The organism is Kouleothrix sp. 19917 (genome assembly GCF_057073505.1).
Map to the genome: position 1 here is coordinate 295,027 of NZ_CP097099.1, position 16,538 is coordinate 311,564.

The 16,538-nt window shown below is 64.2% G+C and carries 16 protein-coding genes; 11 read left to right on the top strand and 5 right to left on the bottom strand.

The features are described 5' to 3' along the window. The first annotated feature begins 177 nt into the window (after positions 1–177). Complete coding sequence (locus M1P90_RS01215; protein WP_483700820.1) at positions 178–339, top strand: hypothetical protein; 162 nt, start codon at positions 178–180, stop codon at positions 337–339. Between the two features lie 290 nt (positions 340–629). On the opposite strand, the gene M1P90_RS01220 is transcribed toward M1P90_RS01215, so the two are convergent. Both M1P90_RS01220 and M1P90_RS01225 read right to left on the bottom strand, forming a co-directional pair. Next, positions 630–3,509 carry a CHAT domain-containing protein gene (locus M1P90_RS01220; RefSeq protein ID WP_483700821.1) on the bottom strand — a complete coding sequence of 960 codons (2,880 nt, stop codon included), beginning with the start codon at positions 3,507–3,509 and terminating at the stop codon, positions 630–632. A gap of 26 nt (positions 3,510–3,535) precedes the next feature. After that, positions 3,536–4,756, bottom strand: coding sequence for a CHAT domain-containing protein (locus M1P90_RS01225; RefSeq protein WP_483700822.1), 1,221 nt, complete (start codon positions 4,754–4,756; stop codon positions 3,536–3,538). 282 nt (positions 4,757–5,038) lie between these two features. Here M1P90_RS01225 and M1P90_RS01230 point away from each other — a divergent pair, with 282 nt between their 5' ends. Together M1P90_RS01230 and M1P90_RS01235 are read left to right on the top strand one after the other, a co-directional pair. Beyond that, a complete protein-coding gene (locus M1P90_RS01230; protein ID WP_483700823.1) occupies positions 5,039–7,297 on the top strand; it encodes a hypothetical protein in 2,259 nt (752 codons plus the stop codon). Between the two features lie 249 nt (positions 7,298–7,546). Beyond that, positions 7,547–8,155, top strand: coding sequence for a hypothetical protein (locus M1P90_RS01235; protein WP_483700824.1), 609 nt, complete (start codon positions 7,547–7,549; stop codon positions 8,153–8,155). Positions 8,156–8,223: 68 nt separating this feature from the next. Here M1P90_RS01235 and M1P90_RS01240 read toward each other — a convergent pair whose 3' ends face one another. The 3 genes from M1P90_RS01240 to M1P90_RS01250 form a co-directional block, all read right to left on the bottom strand. Beyond that, a complete protein-coding gene (locus M1P90_RS01240) occupies positions 8,224–9,408 on the bottom strand; it encodes an ABC transporter permease (protein WP_483700825.1) in 1,185 nt (394 codons plus the stop codon). Continuing rightward, positions 9,401–10,414, bottom strand: a complete 1,014-nt coding sequence (locus M1P90_RS01245; protein ID WP_483700826.1) for an ABC transporter ATP-binding protein — start codon at positions 10,412–10,414, stop codon at positions 9,401–9,403. Before M1P90_RS01245 ends, M1P90_RS01240 begins: the two co-directional genes overlap by 8 nt. 87 nt (positions 10,415–10,501) lie before the next feature. Next, positions 10,502–11,155 (bottom strand): hypothetical protein, encoded by a 654-nt coding sequence (locus M1P90_RS01250; RefSeq protein ID WP_483700827.1) that lies wholly within the window; start codon positions 11,153–11,155, stop codon positions 10,502–10,504. Between the two features lie 189 nt (positions 11,156–11,344). Here M1P90_RS01250 and M1P90_RS01255 point away from each other — a divergent pair, with 189 nt between their 5' ends. The 8 genes from M1P90_RS01255 to M1P90_RS01290 all read left to right on the top strand — a co-directional run bounded on the left by M1P90_RS01255 (position 11,345) and on the right by M1P90_RS01290 (position 16,511). Further along, complete coding sequence (locus tag M1P90_RS01255; protein ID WP_483700828.1) at positions 11,345–11,929, top strand: D-sedoheptulose-7-phosphate isomerase; 585 nt, start codon at positions 11,345–11,347, stop codon at positions 11,927–11,929. Between the two features lie 144 nt (positions 11,930–12,073). After that, the gene (gene rplS, locus M1P90_RS01260; RefSeq protein WP_483700829.1) at positions 12,074–12,424 is read left to right on the top strand and encodes a 50S ribosomal protein L19; all 351 of its coding nucleotides are present in this window, start codon (positions 12,074–12,076) and stop codon (positions 12,422–12,424) included. Positions 12,425–12,446: 22 nt separating this feature from the next. Then, positions 12,447–13,145, top strand: coding sequence for a class I SAM-dependent methyltransferase (locus M1P90_RS01265; protein WP_483700830.1), 699 nt, complete (start codon positions 12,447–12,449; stop codon positions 13,143–13,145). Continuing rightward, on the top strand, positions 13,145–13,831 hold the full coding sequence (locus tag M1P90_RS01270) for a ribonuclease HII (RefSeq protein ID WP_483700832.1): 687 nt from the start codon (positions 13,145–13,147) through the stop codon (positions 13,829–13,831). The genes M1P90_RS01265 and M1P90_RS01270 overlap by 1 nt, the downstream gene beginning before the upstream one ends. Positions 13,832–13,834: 3 nt before the next feature. Next, entirely contained in the window at positions 13,835–14,560 is a 726-nt protein-coding gene (locus M1P90_RS01275) for a DUF1186 domain-containing protein (RefSeq protein ID WP_483700834.1), read from the top strand. A gap of 4 nt (positions 14,561–14,564) precedes the next feature. Then, positions 14,565–15,110 carry a GNAT family N-acetyltransferase gene (locus M1P90_RS01280; protein ID WP_483700835.1) on the top strand — a complete coding sequence of 182 codons (546 nt, stop codon included), beginning with the start codon at positions 14,565–14,567 and terminating at the stop codon, positions 15,108–15,110. An 11-nt stretch (positions 15,111–15,121) separates the two neighbouring features. Next, complete coding sequence (locus M1P90_RS01285; RefSeq protein ID WP_483700836.1) at positions 15,122–15,904, top strand: GNAT family N-acetyltransferase; 783 nt, start codon at positions 15,122–15,124, stop codon at positions 15,902–15,904. 73 nt (positions 15,905–15,977) lie between these two features. Then, complete coding sequence (locus M1P90_RS01290) at positions 15,978–16,511, top strand: hypothetical protein (RefSeq protein WP_483700837.1); 534 nt, start codon at positions 15,978–15,980, stop codon at positions 16,509–16,511. Positions 16,512–16,538 lie beyond the last annotated feature (27 nt).

The window sequence follows — 16,538 nt, forward strand, 5'->3', positions numbered from 1 at the left end:
TCCCAATGGCATGGATCGTATAGCCGATTATAGCGGGAATTGGTAGAATGTCAATGCTTTTCGTATGTTCAGCTCATTACGGAGCCCGGTAGCAGGCCGGCAGATACGTTTTGCGAAGCGGAGCTTCTTCTTCAGTGCCACGCCAATTGGTGGCGTGTTCGCTGAAAGGAGCGTGCAATGCAAAAACGTATGATTCGCTGGGTTGCGGCCGGGATGGTAGCGCTGGCGCTGGGCTTCGGCCTTGTGGCGGGCGGCTCGCACCCGACGACGGCGTATGGTGCCGATCCTACGCCAACTGCATCGGGCAACACCCCGGGCGGCTCTGGCGGCGGGCACTAGCACCGGCGCGCTGGGCCAAAGGGGATCTGGCGGGCGCTGCGCTTCGTGATACACGATAGTGTGGCGCAACACGGCTCGGGCAATTGCCCGAGCCGTGTTTGTTGGCAGCGAGTGCATTTTAGCGAAGCGATGCGGAAGGCTGGAAAGAACGCAGGCAAGTGCGATCGCCTGCCCCTGTTCCCGCCACCCTGTCCTGCGCTGAAAACGCGCTTTCAGCGCAGGGGTTAGGGGTTAAGGATTGCGATGCGCGACGAAGCCTTTCCCTGCCAAAAACCTCACCTGGAACTGTTCTAGGGCGCGCCGGTAACAACGAAGCTGGCCCAGATCAGCGGTCGCGCAAGCGCATCGCCCTTCTGCTCGAAGCGAGCGATGATCGCGCGCTGGGTATGGGCCAGCGCCTGGGCTGCATCGCCGCTGGCAGCGAGTGCTGTGTAGAAATCGTGCATCAAATCGGGCGCGACCTGGTCGGAGATCGGCCACAGGCTGGCGAGCACTGCGCGCGCCCCGGCGGCCAGAAATGCCCAGCTCAGGCTCAGCACTTCGTTGCCGGGCAGCGAAGATGCGCCCGCGCCTTCGCAGGCCGAGATGGTGACGAGCGCGCCACCCAGGCGCAGGGTGGCAATTTCATCCAGCCAGATATCGCCATCCCACAGCGTTATGTGCGCGCGCTGAGCATGCTCTGGTATCAGGCTGGCGTGGGTTGCCAGGTGCAGCAGCGCGTCGCTGCGCAGCGCGCCACTGGCCGAACGCTCAAGCAGTGCGGCGCGCGTGGCCTGGCTATCTTCCCAGCGTGTATGTGCGCCAGGCCATATTCTGGCTATCTCATCAAGCTCGGCGCCAATTGCAGGAAGTGGCGGCTGGCCGTTGCGAAACTCGCTGCATCCCAGCAGCAGGGCATGGCGCGATGCGCTGGCCGGCTGATCTGCCAGCATCGACCAGACAGCCAGTGCCGGCACTTGCTGAATAACTGCCTGTTCAGCAAGCCACGCCCCGCCCACGCGCAGCGCGCCCCATGCAACCTGGTGCATGTGTTCGGCTGGAAGGATCAACAAGCGATGCGCCGGGTTGAGGCGCTGTTGCGTGGCTGGCGGAATCAGGCGGTCGCCCAGAAGGTGCAGCAGGTTCCAGCGGCGCGTCGTTCTGCGGCCACGAAATGGCGCATCGGTGAAAATATTGATATGGTCGCGTGTTACACGCCGGAGCATTTCCTCAAGCTCAGTATCCCACTTCGTCTGGTCGAGCAGTAGTTGATGCGGCGTGAGCGTGAGAATCAGCAGGCTATCGCGGCTTTTCGCAAAGAGCAGAACTGTCCACTCATCGCCGTAGCGGCTGGCAAGCTGGCCACGCAAGTGCGGCAGATCGAGCTGCGGGCTGCTTCTGGCCTGCTCGGCCGCCACGGAAGGCGCGCTGTGGCGGGCATGCAGCAGCAGCTCGTTATAGCTGGCGAGCGCCTGCACAATCACCTGCGAGCGAGTGATGTCGTCAAGCGTTTCGTCGGCTTCCAGCGCTTCAATCTGGCGCTGCTGAATTGCCAGCGCGGCATCGATTTCGGGCGCGGCGTCGAGCGGGCGCGTTGCGAGATACTGGTACAGCACCGCCGCGCGCTGCTCGTTGTCGATCAGCAGCAGAGTTTCGTATTCGCCAGCCTGCATTGCGCAGCGCAATGCGTCGGCGTGCAGGTCGATGGCCTGGGCAAACAGTGTGCTTGAAGCAGCTTCCAGCGTCAGGGTGCTGCGCATATGGGCAACGGTTCGGCTGGCTTCACGGTAATGTTCCAGCGCGGTGTCACGTTGGCCAGCTGCTTCTGCGCAGCGCGCGAGGCCGTGCTGTACGCGCCAGTGAATGCTGGGGTAATCGCGCAGTGCCGGGGCAACTGCCGCAAAGATCGGCGCGGCGCGCGCAGGCTCGCCACGCCGCAGCAGGCTCCAGCCGTGGTCGCTGGCGATATCGGCGGCGGCGTAATCGCGCCGCAGGCCGATCAGGTCTTTGCGCACCGACACGAAAAGATCGTCGGCTGCCTGGTGCGCGCCGAGGTCGCTCAGCACGAGTGCCATGTCGCCGCGCGTTTCGGCTGCCAGCGTCAGTAAATCGGCAGCGCGGGCATCGCGCTCGACCGATTCTTGAAGCGCCAGCGCTTCTTCCAGTTTATGCTGGCGGTGGAGGGCCATTGCGCGATTGCGTCGGCATGTCAGCTCCCAGCCAGTCGCTTCGAGCGTGGCAGCAAGCTGCTCGGCGCGCTGGTAGTGCGCCCCGGCCAGCGACCACCAGCCGGTATAGTAGTACAGGTTGCCCAGGTTCAGCAGGCACTGTGCGACGTCGTTGGCGCGGCCCAGGTTCTCGAACTGGCGCTGGGCTGTCAGGGTGCGGCGCAAGGCCTCGCTGTACTGCCCGCGCATCATTGCAAAGTTGCCCATGCCACGATTCAGCAGGGCCTTGCGGATGGGCAGGTTGTGGTGCTCGAATGCATGCTCGGCGCGCAGGTACATATTCTCGGCAGCGTGCAGTTCGCCCTGCTGCGCATAGATCCAGGCCTGCTGAAACCAGCACTTGGCGCGATCGATGTTGGCGCGTAAGAAGCGAAAGCTCCGCTCCGCATCTTCGAGGTGGGTGATTGCAGTGCTGAAATCACTGCGCGCGCTGGCCGCCGTTGCTCCGCGCGCAACCTGCCAGCGCGCCCGGTCGAGCGGGCTCGCGTATTCGCGCTCGGTGTCAATGCTGGAAAGCAGGTCGTCGGCATGCGGCCCGCGCCCTAATGCGTCGTAGAGCAAGGCGAGCTGCACGCGCGCGCGAAAGGCCTGGGCGCGCGCGCCAAACGCTGCAAACTGCTTTGCGATCGTATCGAACTGCGTGGCGAGTGTGTCGCTTGCGCCGCGCGCAAAAGCGTGCAGTAACAGCGCATAATCGCACTCAAGCGCCGCGAGCGTGTTTCCGCTTGCGTGAAAATATGCAGCGGCGGCGGCAAGCGGCGGCCCAGCCTCGTCGATTTGCTCGCAGGCTAAAAGAACGCGGCCAAATGTATAGTCGTGCCAGGGGTGCTCACCCGGTGAGCGGGGCAGGCGCCGCACCAGCGCGGCAGCTCGCCGTGGATCGCGCTCGGCAATCGCCAATATTCGCTGGCATCCGAGCGGCGGGATCGCATTATCGATCTGCATGGCACCATATTGTAGCATGCTTTCTGCATTATGCCCCCGCATTGTCAGCGCTGCCGGCCAGCGGCGAGCGTGCGGCTGCTATACAGCACTGGCAGCATCCAGTCGGCATGGCCAGCGGCGTGCATCGCGCCGCGCCCAGCGGCAACCGCCTGCGCGATCGGGCTGCCGCCGGCCAGCGCCGCAAGGCACATGCGCGCAAAATCCAGCGCCCCACTCTGGCCAATCTCTCCCTGCATTGCCACCACCGCCGGCACGCCGTAGCCCAGCAATGCCAGCGCGGCGCTGCTGGCACGCTCGCCAGGGCCACTGGCGAGCGTGCCGCTGTGGCAGCTTTGCAACACCACAAGCTGAAGCTGGCGGCTTGTCAGCAGGGTGCGAGCCAGGTCGCGCGGGGCAACGCGCTGCGCACGCCCGTCGCTGTGCGTCAGCAGCAGGTGGCAGCGCTGGCCGATTCCCGTGTCGTCGAGCTCGCCGTGGCACAGCAGGTGAACGATCTGCGGCTGGCTTGCGCGCAGGCGCGCGTGGATCTCGGCCAGTGTCGCCGGCCCGGCGTACCAGCGTTCCGAATTATTCGTGATACTGTCGCGCGCGGCCGCCACGTCGATTGGGTGGGCGTCGCTGGGTGTGGCGGCAAATGTCTGGATGTCGAGCGGGCGCACGAGCGGCGCAGATGGCGCATGCCCCCAGCCAATAAGCTGCCGCGTGAGTGCGATGTCGGGATGCAGCAGCACAAAGTCGTCGCTGGCGCGCGCGCCATTCGCGCTCAGCCCCATCGGCAGCACCAGCAGTTCCCAGGGTATTGCCAGCCCAGCGAGCGCGTCTGCTTCGGCTTCAACCTGAATGTGCAGTGCGTTGCCTTTGCTGCGCGCCTGGCGAACAGCGACCAGCAAGGCCGCGCGTGTGTCGGGCGGCAGCAGCGCCGCTACTGCGCGGCCAAGCTCCAGCAGCGCGCTGTCGTCGGCAGGCGGTACCGCCACCCCGGCAGCTGCTAGCCGGCGCAAACAATCGCGCTGCGCCTGCAACCGGCGCAGGGTTTCGCCCAGCGCAGTGGTATCGGGCCAGCGCGGCTGCTGGCTGAAATCCAGCGCGATAATGTTCGGCTGCAGTGCCGGGCGGCTGCCTGCGCGCACCAGCCGCAGGGCGATACGCTCGGTGGCCTGCGCAGGCATGGACCACCAGGGCGCGATTGTGGCAGCGAGCGACATAAAGAGCGGCCGGGCGGCGAAGACGCTGGCGGGACGATTGGCCGGGATACGTTCGAGCATCGGGCACCTCGTTCTCTCTGATGGTGCCCCCATTAGATATGAACAACGCTCTGAAGTATGTGTAGCCCTTCACCGAAATTTTGGCAGCGCCCATGCGGAAATTTCAGCATGTGCGTGTTTTGTCACCACAATATTCACAGGAAATGGTACAATATGGGCCATGCGCAATGCCCAACACCTATCTACGCCGCTTGCCTGATCGGGCGCAGGCAGGGCCGGGTCGCGTGCTGCGCTCGTATAGTGTAGCGATGCGTTCTTCCGCCATAGCCGAAAGGCTTGCATATGCCGTCGCGTAATGCCGATTTTGGCCGTCTGCTCAGGGCTGGCATTAATAGCATCGCGAACTGCGAAGGCACAACTGCCCCGGCGATCGAAGACGCGATCGGCGAGCAGATTGGCCTGACCGGCTATACCATTCAGCGCTACAAGGCTGGTCACATTCCACCCGACACCCGCACCATCGAGCTGCTTGCCGGCCTGTGTGTGCAGCGCGGCTTTATGGGCCGGCCCTGGGTCGAGCGCTTTTTGCGCGCTGCCCAGTACCCACACGCTGCGGCGCTGCTTAACAAGTTCTACCCAGGCTCTGCCGCCGGCCCGCTGCCGGCCAACCTGCCTGCGCCAGCCTACAGCCACTTTGTGATGCGCGCGCATGCATACCAAAAAGTGCTCGCAGGGCTGCGCCAGCGCGGCCCGGTGGTTGTGCTCACCAGTCTTGGCGGCATGGGCAAAACCAGCCTGGCGCGCGAGGTGGCCGCGCACTGCCTGGAGCGCCGGCGGGGCCTGCCCGAGTTCAGTGCGATTGTATGGGCGAGCGATACCGAGCGCCCTGGCACGCTGAACCTGAGCCTTGTGCTCGATGACATTGCCCGCACGCTCGATTACCCGGGCCTTGCCCAGCTTGCCTTCGACGAGAAGCGCCTTGCGGTCGAGCAGCAACTGCGCGCCGTGAAGATGCTGCTGGTGATCGATAACTACGAAACGATCACCGACGCCTCGCTGGCAAGCTGGCTGCTGCGCCTGCCCGAGCCGCACAAGGCCATCATCACAACCCGCAAAACGCCACCTGAATTCCGCGCGGCCTGGCAGGCCGAGCTTGGCGGCATGAATGCAGCCGAAAGCGATGAGCTGATCGCCGAACGCCTTCAGGCGCTTGGGCTGGGGCATCTGGCCGCCGACTTGTCCGGCGCGGCCCCGCTGGTCGAGGCAACCGGCGGCAACCCCAAGGCGCTTGAGCTGGCGCTTGGCCTGGTGAAATACGAGCATCGCTCGATTCAGGAAATTTGTGCCGATCTTGCGGCTGCGCGCGGCTCGCTGTTCGACGATTTGTTTGTGCGCAGCTGGGCGCTGCTCGATGATGCGGCGCGGCGCGTGTTTCTCGCGCTGCCCTTCTGCCCCGATGGCGCTGACCGGGCGGCGCTGGCGGCAATTGCCGATGTCAGCAACGAGCCATTTGCGCGCGCCATCGCCCTGCTCGACGATCTTGCGCTGCTTGATGGGCAGGCTGCCGAACTGGGCAGCACGTCGCGTTTCAGCCAGCACCAGCTGGTGCGCGCCTTTGCGCGCTCGCGGCTCGCCGAAATGCCCGACTTTGCTGAAGTTGCACGGGCGCGCTGGCTGCGCTGGTATTGCGAGCTGGCGATGCAGGTTGGCTTCTGCTGGTACGATCTCAGCCAGCTCGACCGGCTCGACCCTGAGCACGCCAACCTGTATGAAGCGATTCGGTGGGCATTCGACAGCAAGCACTACCGAGCGACAATCGACTTGATCGAAGGTGTGCGCTATTATTACAACGTGCGCGGTTTCTGGGATGATCGCCTGATGATCAACGCCATGCGCGTCGAGGCGGCGCGCGCCCTTGGCGACCATGCCAACGAGGCGCTTGGGCTGGCCTTCGATGTTGAGATCTTAAGCAAGCAGGGGCAGCTCAGCGAAGCCCAGCCACTGCTTGATCGCCTGAACGAGCTGGCGGATGATCCAGGCTTCTCGGGCGATGTGCGCTTTGAGATCGGCCATGCCCAGGCGCTCCATGCGCGCGCCGCTGGCGACCTGCCGCGCGCCGAGGCGATCTGGCGCGCAATGCTGCCGATCACGGCCGCGCTGGCCGCACAGAAATCGATCGTCAACCGGCGCTGGCTGGCAATTGCGCGCTATGAGCAAGGCGACGTTCCGGGCGCGCTGGCACTGTTCCACGACTCGCTGGCCGACGCGCGCGCGCACAACGACATGCGCTCGGTGCTGGGCAACACGCTGAAAATTGCGTCGATCGCGATTGAACAGGGCGACCTGGCGGGCGCAACTGCGGCGCTTGACGAGTGCCGCGCGGGCGCGGAGCAATTGCGCGACCGGCGGCGCCTGAGTGAACTCAATCGACTGTCGGCACGCGTGTACCACGCGCAAGGCGATCTTGCGGGCGTCGGCACGGCACTAAACCAGGCGATCGATCTGTTCCGCCGCATGGGCATGCATCGCGACCTTGCAGCCGCTGAGCGCGAGCTGGAAGAACTGACTGCTGGCGAAAGATCGCTGCAAAAGGGTTCCTAAAAATGGCTTTCCCTGCGTTTATCATGCACACGATGCATTGGGCGCGCAAAGCAAGCGCCTGGTGACGAAACGAAGTGTGCGGGCGTTCGTCTGCCACAGCTATAGCACTGAAGGTCTGTAATGAATACTGAACAATGCGCATCGGCGCGGGAATATATGCGGGCAGTTTTTGTTGAGCGCCGGCCAGTATCTCCCTCCTCCAGCCTCTATACGCATCTGGCGGGCTGCGATGCTTGCCGGGGTGTTTTTGTGCTCCATCTGGCCGGTGCGGTTGGCATCACCGTGCCGCCGGGCCCAATTCGCTGCGACGATTGCGAGCAGGATATTGCCGCGCTCATCGACATGGAGCGCGCCGAAGGCACACTGGCTGCGCGCACAGCCTACCCCGTCCTGTGGTGGCATTTGTGGACATGCCCATCCTGCGCCGAAACCTACCGCCTGACCCGCCAGCTTCTCAGCTCCGAGCGCATTTCGCACCGCGAGCCGCCGCGCCGCCCGCGTGTGCAGGTGTTCGAACACGTCAGCCGGGCGTATCTCTGGGATACTCTCGAATACAGCTATGCGGCATTGGGCGCGCGGCGTGGGAAGCCGGATGTGCCAATTGTCATTAGCGCATCCGAGCCGGGCGAAAATCCGCAATTCTCGTTCAGCATCCAGCGTCAGCGGAATGACGGATGGACGCTTCAGGTAACTGTTCGGCCCACGCCAGATGCGCGCTTGCTGACCAGGCTTGGGCCGTTCGAAGCGCGCACGCGCTTTGGCGAAGATGGCCACGCTTATATCGAAGGTGTGCCAGCCGAACTCTTGCTCAGCAGCAGTGGCCCCGACCTCGAATTTTTGCTTGAATACGAGGAATAAGGCAGCGCAGACAAAACAAACGGGGCGGGCGATACCAATCGCCCGCCCCGTTTGCTTTTTGAGCAGGGCTAATCGAGTTTCGTGAAGCGCCAGCGCGCCAGCACCGACACAACCGCAAAGGTTACCACCGCGATAATGCCCATCATCTCCCAGGCGAACTGGCTGGGTGCCTGCCCGCGCAGCATCAGCGCCTGAAAACCGCTAATGGCGTGCGTCAGCGGCAGCGCATAGCCAACATACTGCACTTCGGGCGTAAAGTTCTCGAGGGGCAGGAAAAAGCCGCTGAAGAAGATCGACATCAGCAGCACTAACATCGACAGCTGCACGGCCTGGCTGTCGGTTGATGACCACGCCGAGATCACAAAGCCAATGCCAAGCGACGCGAGCGTGAAAACAAGCGAGAACGCCACAAACGTCGCCACGTCGCCCAGAAAAGGCACGGCCAGGGGCGTAAACACCAGCAGCGCCACCAGCGCGGCCATAATGATGCCAATAAAGATCGTGAAGCCCAGATATTTGCCCAGCAGCAACTGGTTGATCGACACTGGCGCAACGCGAAACAGCTCGAACGCGCCCAGCAACTTCTCGCGAACCAGCGACAGCGCGCCCAGCGTCACCGCGATGTGCTGAATAATCAGCGCAATCACGCCTGGCGCGTAGAAGGTCATAAAATCGAGCGCTTTGCCACGTTCGTTTTTGTACTCAAAGCGCACCGGCGACACCAGCACCTCGGGCGGCACAGTGGTGCGAATGCCAGCAGCCTGGACTTCGCCCTGCAACTGCTGCACGGCTTTGGTCTGCACCGCGCGGTTGATCTCATTCACCTGCGCATAGGCCAGGTACTGGATCCACTGCTCATTCAGCGGGTTGATTTCGTTGTAGCTAAAGTTGATCGTCGCCTGCTTGCCCGCTGTCAGCACCTGCTCGATATCGGCGGGGATGGTTTCGACCACTTCGGCCTGCCCCGTGCTCAGCAGGCGCTGGGCCTCGTTAGGATCGCTTGTGGTGGCAATCAGCGCAAAGTTTGCGCTGATTGCGCGCTTCAAATCTTCGACGTTGATAATGCCCAGGCCCTGCGCCGGAACGACCAGCACGGTGCGCAGCTGCGGGCGCTCGCCCTGGTAGCCCACGCCAAACAGCAGCAAAATGAGAAACGGGCCAAGCAGCAAGCTCAGCACCAGCTTGGGCTGGCGGCGGATTTCATTCACTTCTTTGCTGAAAAACGACAGCAGCCGAATGATTGGTTTAAACATTGGTCGTTTCCGCTTGCTCCATAAGCCGAATAAACACATCATCGAACGGCGGCACGTATTTGTCGGCCTGCTGCACCGTGATATTCGGGTGGGTGCTCAGGGTCTGGAAGATCACCGGCAGGCCCTCGCTCGCGTCGGCCACATAGACATACAGCAGGCCGGGCTGCTCGGGCGCGCGCGCAACATTGGTAACGAACGGTAATTGCTGCAAAATGCCCGCAGTTTCGGCTGCCTGCGAGGCATCAACGACGATCTGGATGATTTCGCCACCGAAGGCTTTGAGGCGCAGATTTTCGGGTGTGTCGATGTGGATCATGCGCCCATTGCGCATCACGCCCACCATGTCGCAGTAGGCCGCCTCGCCAACGTACTGAGTTGTCACAAACAGGGTGCGTCCCTGGTCGCGCAGGTTGCGGAAGTGATCCCAGAACTTGCCGCGCAGCACCGGGTCGATGCCGGCTGTTGGTTCGTCGGCAAAAATGAGCAGCGGGTTATGCACCAGCGTGCAGGCGAGCTCCAGGCGGCGCTGCATACCCCCCGAAAGCTGGCTGCCCAGGCGGCGGCGCGCGTCGCTCAGCTCGACAAAGTCGAGCGCCTGCTCGAGCCATTTGCGCCGCGTGAAATAGCCCATGCCATACAGCGAGGCCACGAAGTTCAGGTTTTCCCAGACCGTCAGGTTCGGGTAGAGCACAAAGTGCTGCGGCATGTAGCCAATTCGCTCGCGGGTGCGCAGGCTGAACTTATTCGGGTCGCGCCCGAGCACGTACATGCTGCCACTGTCGCGGCGATACAGCCCGGTCATCAGGCGCACGGTGGTGGTTTTGCCGCAGCCACTCGGCCCAATCATGCCGAAGATCGTGCCGGCTGGCACTTCAAAGTTCAAATCAAAGACGCCAGTTTCGCCGAATCTTTTTTCGACATTGTCGGCCTTGATCATCAGGGCGTGGGTTTCTTGCCGGCGCCGAAAGCGCGACTCGCGCTGCTGCTGTTGCTGTGGTATTTCCATGCGTTCTGGGCCTCGTTGTTTCAAGCGCACCGCGCAGCCTGCGAACGGCGCGCATACAAAAGTCTGGCAGCCTAGCCAAGCGAAAGGCTAGAGTGAATCGCGTAATTCGATCAGCTTTTCGCGCAGACGGTCGAGCACCGGTGACACCTGGTCGGAGCCAAGGTCGATCTGGATGGGAACATCCAGCTTGATTGGCACACTGGTGTCAATATTGAGGGTTTGGTCGAACTGGATGGGCACCGTGGTGCTCACCGGAATGGTGGCGTCGATTGGCACCGGGATGGTGTAGCTGCCCAGCACTGTCTCAACCGGCACCTCGACGGTTTGCTGAATGCGCACCTGCGTGTCGATCGGCACCGAGAACGAGCGCTGAATTGGCACATCCACGTTGATTGGCACCTGCTGATCGATCGCGACAGTATAGCTCAGCTGGCTGTTCTTGGCTTCGCTGATGCTGCTTGCCAGCTGGTCGATCTGGTCGCGCAGGGTGTTGCGCACGCCAAACAGGCGCGTGATCGTCAGCGCATGCAAGATCAGCGAGGCGGCCAGCAGCCCGAGCAGAATGACTTCGAGCGGGCGCAGGCGTGCGCGGCTGCGCTCGGCCACTTGCCCGGCGCGCAGCTCGGCGACGGTAGCGGCGATCTCGGCCACTTCCTCGGCGAGGCCCGACTCATGTGTGATTGGCAGCTCCAGCGGGCGCAATTCGTTTTGTGCAGAATCCGATGTGGGAGGGATCGACATAAGGCCTTCCTTACTGCTACGCTACACTCCGGGCATCCTGCCTTGTGCCGCCAAACGCGCTTATGCAAGAAGCGTACCATCGCCCTGCGCGCCACTTGTGCTACACTAGGCCCTGCTCCGGGCGTGCGATGCCGGGCGGGTACGGATGCCATCGCGCTGCTTGCGGCGCGTTTTGTGTGATGAGAAGCTATGATGATACACCAACCTCCGTTTCAGGCACAGCTCGACGCCAGCCTGCGGGTGCTGGCCGATATGAGCAAGCAGGCCGCGCTGGTGGAAGAAATTGCCACGCGCGTGTGCGACGCCGTGACGCGCGGCCACCTGCTGCTGACCTGCGGCAATGGCGGCAGCGCCACCGACGCCCTGCACCTCGCCGAAGAGCTGATTGGCCGCTACCGCGGCAACCGCCGCGCCCTGCCGGCCATCTCGCTCGCCGCCGATGTTTCGGCGCTTACCTGCATCGCCAACGACTTTGGCTACGACGCCGTATTTGCGCGCCAGATCGCCGGCCTGGGCAAGCCCGGCGATGTGCTGGTGTGCTTCAGCACCAGCGGCAACTCGCCCAATATCACCGCTGCGCTGCGCGCCGCGCGCGAGGCTGGCGTGTTCGGCATTGCGCTGCTCGGCAAAGATGGTGGCGCGGCGCGCAGCCTGGCCGATCTCGCGCTGGTGGTGCAGGCCAGCGACAGCGCGCGCATTCAGGAAGCACACCTGCAAGTGCTGCACTACATCTGCGAGGTGGTCGAGCAGGCGGTGGCGCAGGAAGCGGCGTAGCTGGGCGGTGCTCATCAGTTTGCCTTTGCTGGCAGGCTGTGCTATAATCCGAGCCGGTTTTTGAATGGGTAGTGATCCCGGCGGGGGACGCCACGACCACCCTGGCTCCCCCGCTCTTTGTGCACTAAAAGGAGCGGCGGCACCATGTCGCAGGAAATTCTGAAAGAAATCGAAAGCCGGCAATTCAAGAGCGACCTGCCGGAATTTCGGGTTGGCGACACCGTGCGCGTTGGCGTGCGCGTGGTCGAAGGCAACCGCGAGCGCACCCAGGAATTCGAGGGTGTGTGCATTCGCCGCCGCAGCAGCGGCCTGAACGAGAACTTCACCATTCGCCGGATCGCGTCGCACGGCATCGGAGTTGAGCGCACATTCCTGCTGCACTCGCCGCGCCTCGATTCGATCAAGATTGTGCGCAACGGCAAGGTGCGGCGCTCGAAGCTGTACTACCTGCGCGGCCTGACGGGCAAGGCTGCCCGCATCAAGGAGCGCCGGTAATTGCGTTGCGCTCGGTAGCGAGATGCCAACGCCCGCTGGCGCAGCCGCGCGTGTACCCGCTGTTTCAGCGTGGTATGCTCGCCTGATCCGCTGGGGGTTCGCACGCTTCTATCGCGAATTCGCCTGGACGTACGACACTGTCGCCGCGCTGGTTTCGGGGGGCCAATGGGCTGCCTGGGGTCACGCGGCGCTGCCATTTGTGGCGGGCGAAACGCTGGAACTGGGCTGCGGCACCGGCAAGCTGCAACGCTCGCTGCTCCATGCCGGGCAGCACGCGTTCGGGCTCGACGCTTCGCCGCAGATGCTGGCCCTGACGCGACGACGCCTGGGTGCCGCCCGCCTGCCAATTCGACTGACACGCGCCTATGCGCAGGCCTTGCCGTTCGCCTCCTCGGTGTTTACCACCATCGTCGCAACCTTTCCCACCGAGTACATTCTCCATCCGGCCACCATTGCCGAGCTGTGGCGCGTGCTGCGCCCCGGCGGGCGCGTGGTGATTGTGCTGGCGGCTTCGTTTGCAAGTGATGGCCCGTACCAGCGCGCGCTCGATCTTCTGTATCGCGCTACGCTGCAGCGTTCGCCAAACGAGCGACCGGCAGCGGCGCCACACTCACGGCTGGGCGCGGCGCTGCGGTCGTTCGGTTTTGCCGTCGAAGAGCGCTGGGAGCCGGTTGCGGGGCATGCGGTTCATCTGCTGCTCGCCAGCCGGGCCGAGGCATAATGGCACCAACTGTTGAGTTCGAGCTGGCGCTGCGCGCGGCCGGGCACCAGCGCATTGCGGGCGTCGACGAAGTCGGGCGCGGCTGCTGGGCCGGGCCAGTGGTGGCGGCGGCGGTGGTGCTGCCACCAGGCGTGTTCGCGCAGCCAGCCTTGCTCCAGGGCGTGAACGACTCGAAGCAGCTGAGTGGTGCGCAGCGCGAACGGCTGGCCGAGCGCGTGCTGGCGCTGGCCGACGATTGGGGCATTGGCGCGGTGCCGGCGGCGGTGATCGACACACACGGCATTCTGGTAGCCACGCGCCTGGTGATGCAAATTGCCCTGCTGCGGCTCGCCCGCCCGGCCGACGCCCTGCTGATCGACGCCGTGCGGCTGGAGCACTGGCCCTGCCCGCAGCAATCGCTTATCAAAGGCGATGCGCGCTGTCTCTCGATTGCGGCGGCCTCGATTGTGGCAAAAGTTGCCCGCGACCGCTCCATGCGCGTGCTTGGGCAATCGTACCCCGAATATGGTTTTGCGCTGCACAAAGGCTATGGCACCGCGCTGCACGAACGCGCGCTGCTTGCCCACGGCCCGAGCGTGCAGCATCGGCGCAGCTTTCGCCCGCTGGCCGAATTTCTAACGAATGGCGCCTGGCCCGCCCGTGGCCGCGCAAGTGGGCTGGGCGACGATCTCAGCTCGCAGGAGTGAACAATGGTACTTGAGCTTGGTATTGCCGAAAAAGTGAAACAGCTGCGCCGCGAAGGACTACGCCCGCACGAAAAGCTGGCCGCGCAGATCACGCGCGCGGGCGCGGCGGCCTTTCAGCCGCTGCTGGATCTGGCGACGGATATGGATGTGCTGCACGAAGACGCGCCCGAGTGCTACGCGCCGATTCACGCGCTGCGCCTGCTGGGCGAGCTGAACATGATTGAGATGATCGAGCCGCTGCTTGAGGAATTCCCGGTTGAGCTCGACTACGAGGACGAGCGCCTGCCGCAGGTGTGGGCCGAAGAAGCGCCGCAGATCATCGGTCACCTGGGCGCGGCGGCCATCGAGCCGCTGTGGGCCTTTGCCGACGACACGGACCGTGCCGAGTCGGCGCGCAGCGCTGCATTTCGCGCCCTGAGCTACGTCACGGCAGCCGCGCCCGAAGCCCGCGAAGCAATTGTCGCTGGCCTGCGCGAGCGCCTCGCCGCCGAAGAAGACAAAATCATACGTTCGTTTTTGCTGGCGGCGCTGGCGAACCTGGGCGCAGCTGAGCTTTACTCCGAACTGATGGGAATGTATCGCGCCGGCCAGATCGACACCGAGATTATTCCTGCCGGAGCGATGCGGCAACTGCTGCTCACGGATAGCAGCAAGCGCCTGGCCTGCGCCCTGCACCCGCTGTGGGAGCGCTACGACCAGCACGGCCCGTTTGCCCATGAGAATGAATAATTCCATGCCCTCGATTGCAACTGCGCGCCTCCAGCTGGTGCCGCTCGAAGAACGCCATAAAATCGCGTTTGGGCGCGGCGCGGGCGACCTTGCGGCCCTGCTGGGCGCGCGCGTGCCGGAAGGCTGGCCGCACTTCCCCGAGGCGTTTGTCCCGGCCGAAGCAGGGCAACCGGGCTTTGCCGGGCCGTCCGATTGGCCGGGCTTGCTCTTTCTGAACCCGGCCGAGGGCCTACTGGTGGGGAACGGCGGCTTCGCTGGCGGGCCAGATGCGCAGGGCGCGGTTGAGATTGGCTACGAGATTGCGCCAGCCTGCCAGAATCGCGGCTTTGCCACCGAGGTGGTGCTGGCGCTGATCGACTATGCTTTTGCGCGCCCAATGGTACGCGCCGTGGTGGCGCACACCCTTGCCGAGCCGAACCCGTCGAACCGCGTGCTGCAAAAAGTCGGCATGTCCTTTGCTGGCGCGCTGGACGATCCCAACCTTGGCACGATCTGGCGCTGGCAACTCGACCGGGGAGCATACGAAGCACGCGCAACGGCAGCATCGTAGGAGAGCGCCCTGTGCAAATTGCCCCGCTCGACGCCGATAATCAGCCCGCCGCGCTGGCCTACCTGCGCGCAATGCCCTATCGCAATGCCCTGCCGCTTTCAAATGCCTCGCAATTGCGCGCCGTGTCGGATGTGGTGGTGGCAAATGAGGGCGATCGCGTGCTGGGCGTGGCATCGACCTACCACGACCTGCCGATTGCAAACCTGACCTTTGCGGCGCGGTCGGGCGTGGTGGTGGGCGCGCTGCTGGCCGCGCTGGCCAGCCGCAACCCGCGCCTGCTTGCTGGCACTGTCTGGGCGCTGCTGCCGCCCGACCGCGCCGCGCAGTTGCTGCACCACGCGCAGCTCGTTTCGTCAGAAATCGAATTTCAGATGGTGGTCGAGCCAGAGCAATTACGCATCCCAACCGGGCACAAACCGCGCCGGCTCCAGCCGGAGGATGTGCCGCAGATGGAAGCGCTGGCGCTGGCGGCTGGCCTGTCGGTGTGGCATAACAGCGCGCTGGCGCTTGGCCCGGCCTTTGGCTGCTTTGAAGCGGGACAGCTTGTCGCCATGGCGGCCACGCACTTCGCCACGCCTGAAGTGGTGGAAATTGGCCATGTTGCCACGCACCCCGACTGGCGGCGGCGCGGCTATGCCTCGGCCTGCACGGCAGCGCTGGCGCAAACAGCCTTTGCCCTTGCGCCGCGCGTGTTTCTGATGGTGCTGGAACACAACACTGGCGCGCTGCAGGCGTACAAGCAGCTTGGCTTCCGCGCCATGGAGCGCATGCAGCTCACCGAGGTGCGGCTCTAAGCGCCCGGCGTACCCAACGCGCCACCCCCGGCGTTTTCTCTCCAGAACTCTTCACCAGCCACAAAGGCAGATCATGCGCTTACACATTCATCTTTTGTCGTCGCTCGCAGCGGGCGCTGCACTCTACTGGCGCGCTCCCGGCCGCGCTGCCCTGCTGCTGCTCGGCGGCGTTGGGCTTGATGCCGATCACTATCTTCTCTACGCCTGGCGCAGTGGCAACTGGAACCCGCTGACCGCCTGGCGCTACGACCGCTGGCGGCACACCGCGCGCACCCCCGGCGACACGCGCCCGCGCTATGGCGCGCTGCGCTCGGTCTTCCACCACGCCCAGCTCACGCTGCCAATTGTGTGGGGACTGCAAGGGCGCTGGCCAGCTCTGCGCCCGCTGGCGATTGGCGTCACATTGCACCTTGCGCTCGATCTGCCGTTTTTGCGTTTCGACTGGCGGGTGTGGCGGCGGGCGGCTGGGCGCTGCGAGCGCTGCGGACGCACCGACCGGCGGCGCGACGTGATCTATGTGGTGCCGCCGCGCAATGGTGGCGCGCGCTGGGCGCTGGCCAACCGGGCGGTGTGGTGCCGCCGCTGCCGGCGCGAGGTCTACCTGTAAACAACACAAAGGCCGCCTTCGCGATGG

Bases quoted from the DNA above. Each gene is read 5' to 3' on its own strand.
- M1P90_RS01215 (WP_483700820.1), top strand. From the start codon at position 178: ATGCAAAAACGTATGATTCGCTGGGTTGCGGCCGGGATGGTAGCGCTG.
- M1P90_RS01220 (WP_483700821.1), bottom strand. From the start codon at position 3,509: ATGCTACAATATGGTGCCATGCAGATCGATAATGCGATCCCGCCGCTC.
- M1P90_RS01225 (WP_483700822.1), bottom strand. From the start codon at position 4,756: ATGCTCGAACGTATCCCGGCCAATCGTCCCGCCAGCGTCTTCGCCGCC.
- M1P90_RS01230 (WP_483700823.1), top strand. From the start codon at position 5,039: ATGCCGTCGCGTAATGCCGATTTTGGCCGTCTGCTCAGGGCTGGCATT.
- M1P90_RS01240 (WP_483700825.1), bottom strand. From the start codon at position 9,408: ATGTTTAAACCAATCATTCGGCTGCTGTCGTTTTTCAGCAAAGAAGTG.
- M1P90_RS01245 (WP_483700826.1), bottom strand. From the start codon at position 10,414: ATGGAAATACCACAGCAACAGCAGCAGCGCGAGTCGCGCTTTCGGCGC.
- M1P90_RS01250 (WP_483700827.1), bottom strand. From the start codon at position 11,155: ATGTCGATCCCTCCCACATCGGATTCTGCACAAAACGAATTGCGCCCG.
- M1P90_RS01255 (WP_483700828.1), top strand. From the start codon at position 11,345: ATGATGATACACCAACCTCCGTTTCAGGCACAGCTCGACGCCAGCCTG.
- rplS (WP_483700829.1), top strand. From the start codon at position 12,074: ATGTCGCAGGAAATTCTGAAAGAAATCGAAAGCCGGCAATTCAAGAGC.
- M1P90_RS01265 (WP_483700830.1), top strand. From the start codon at position 12,447: ATGCCAACGCCCGCTGGCGCAGCCGCGCGTGTACCCGCTGTTTCAGCG.
- M1P90_RS01270 (WP_483700832.1), top strand. From the start codon at position 13,145: ATGGCACCAACTGTTGAGTTCGAGCTGGCGCTGCGCGCGGCCGGGCAC.
- M1P90_RS01275 (WP_483700834.1), top strand. From the start codon at position 13,835: ATGGTACTTGAGCTTGGTATTGCCGAAAAAGTGAAACAGCTGCGCCGC.
- M1P90_RS01280 (WP_483700835.1), top strand. From the start codon at position 14,565: ATGCCCTCGATTGCAACTGCGCGCCTCCAGCTGGTGCCGCTCGAAGAA.
- M1P90_RS01290 (WP_483700837.1), top strand. From the start codon at position 15,978: ATGCGCTTACACATTCATCTTTTGTCGTCGCTCGCAGCGGGCGCTGCA.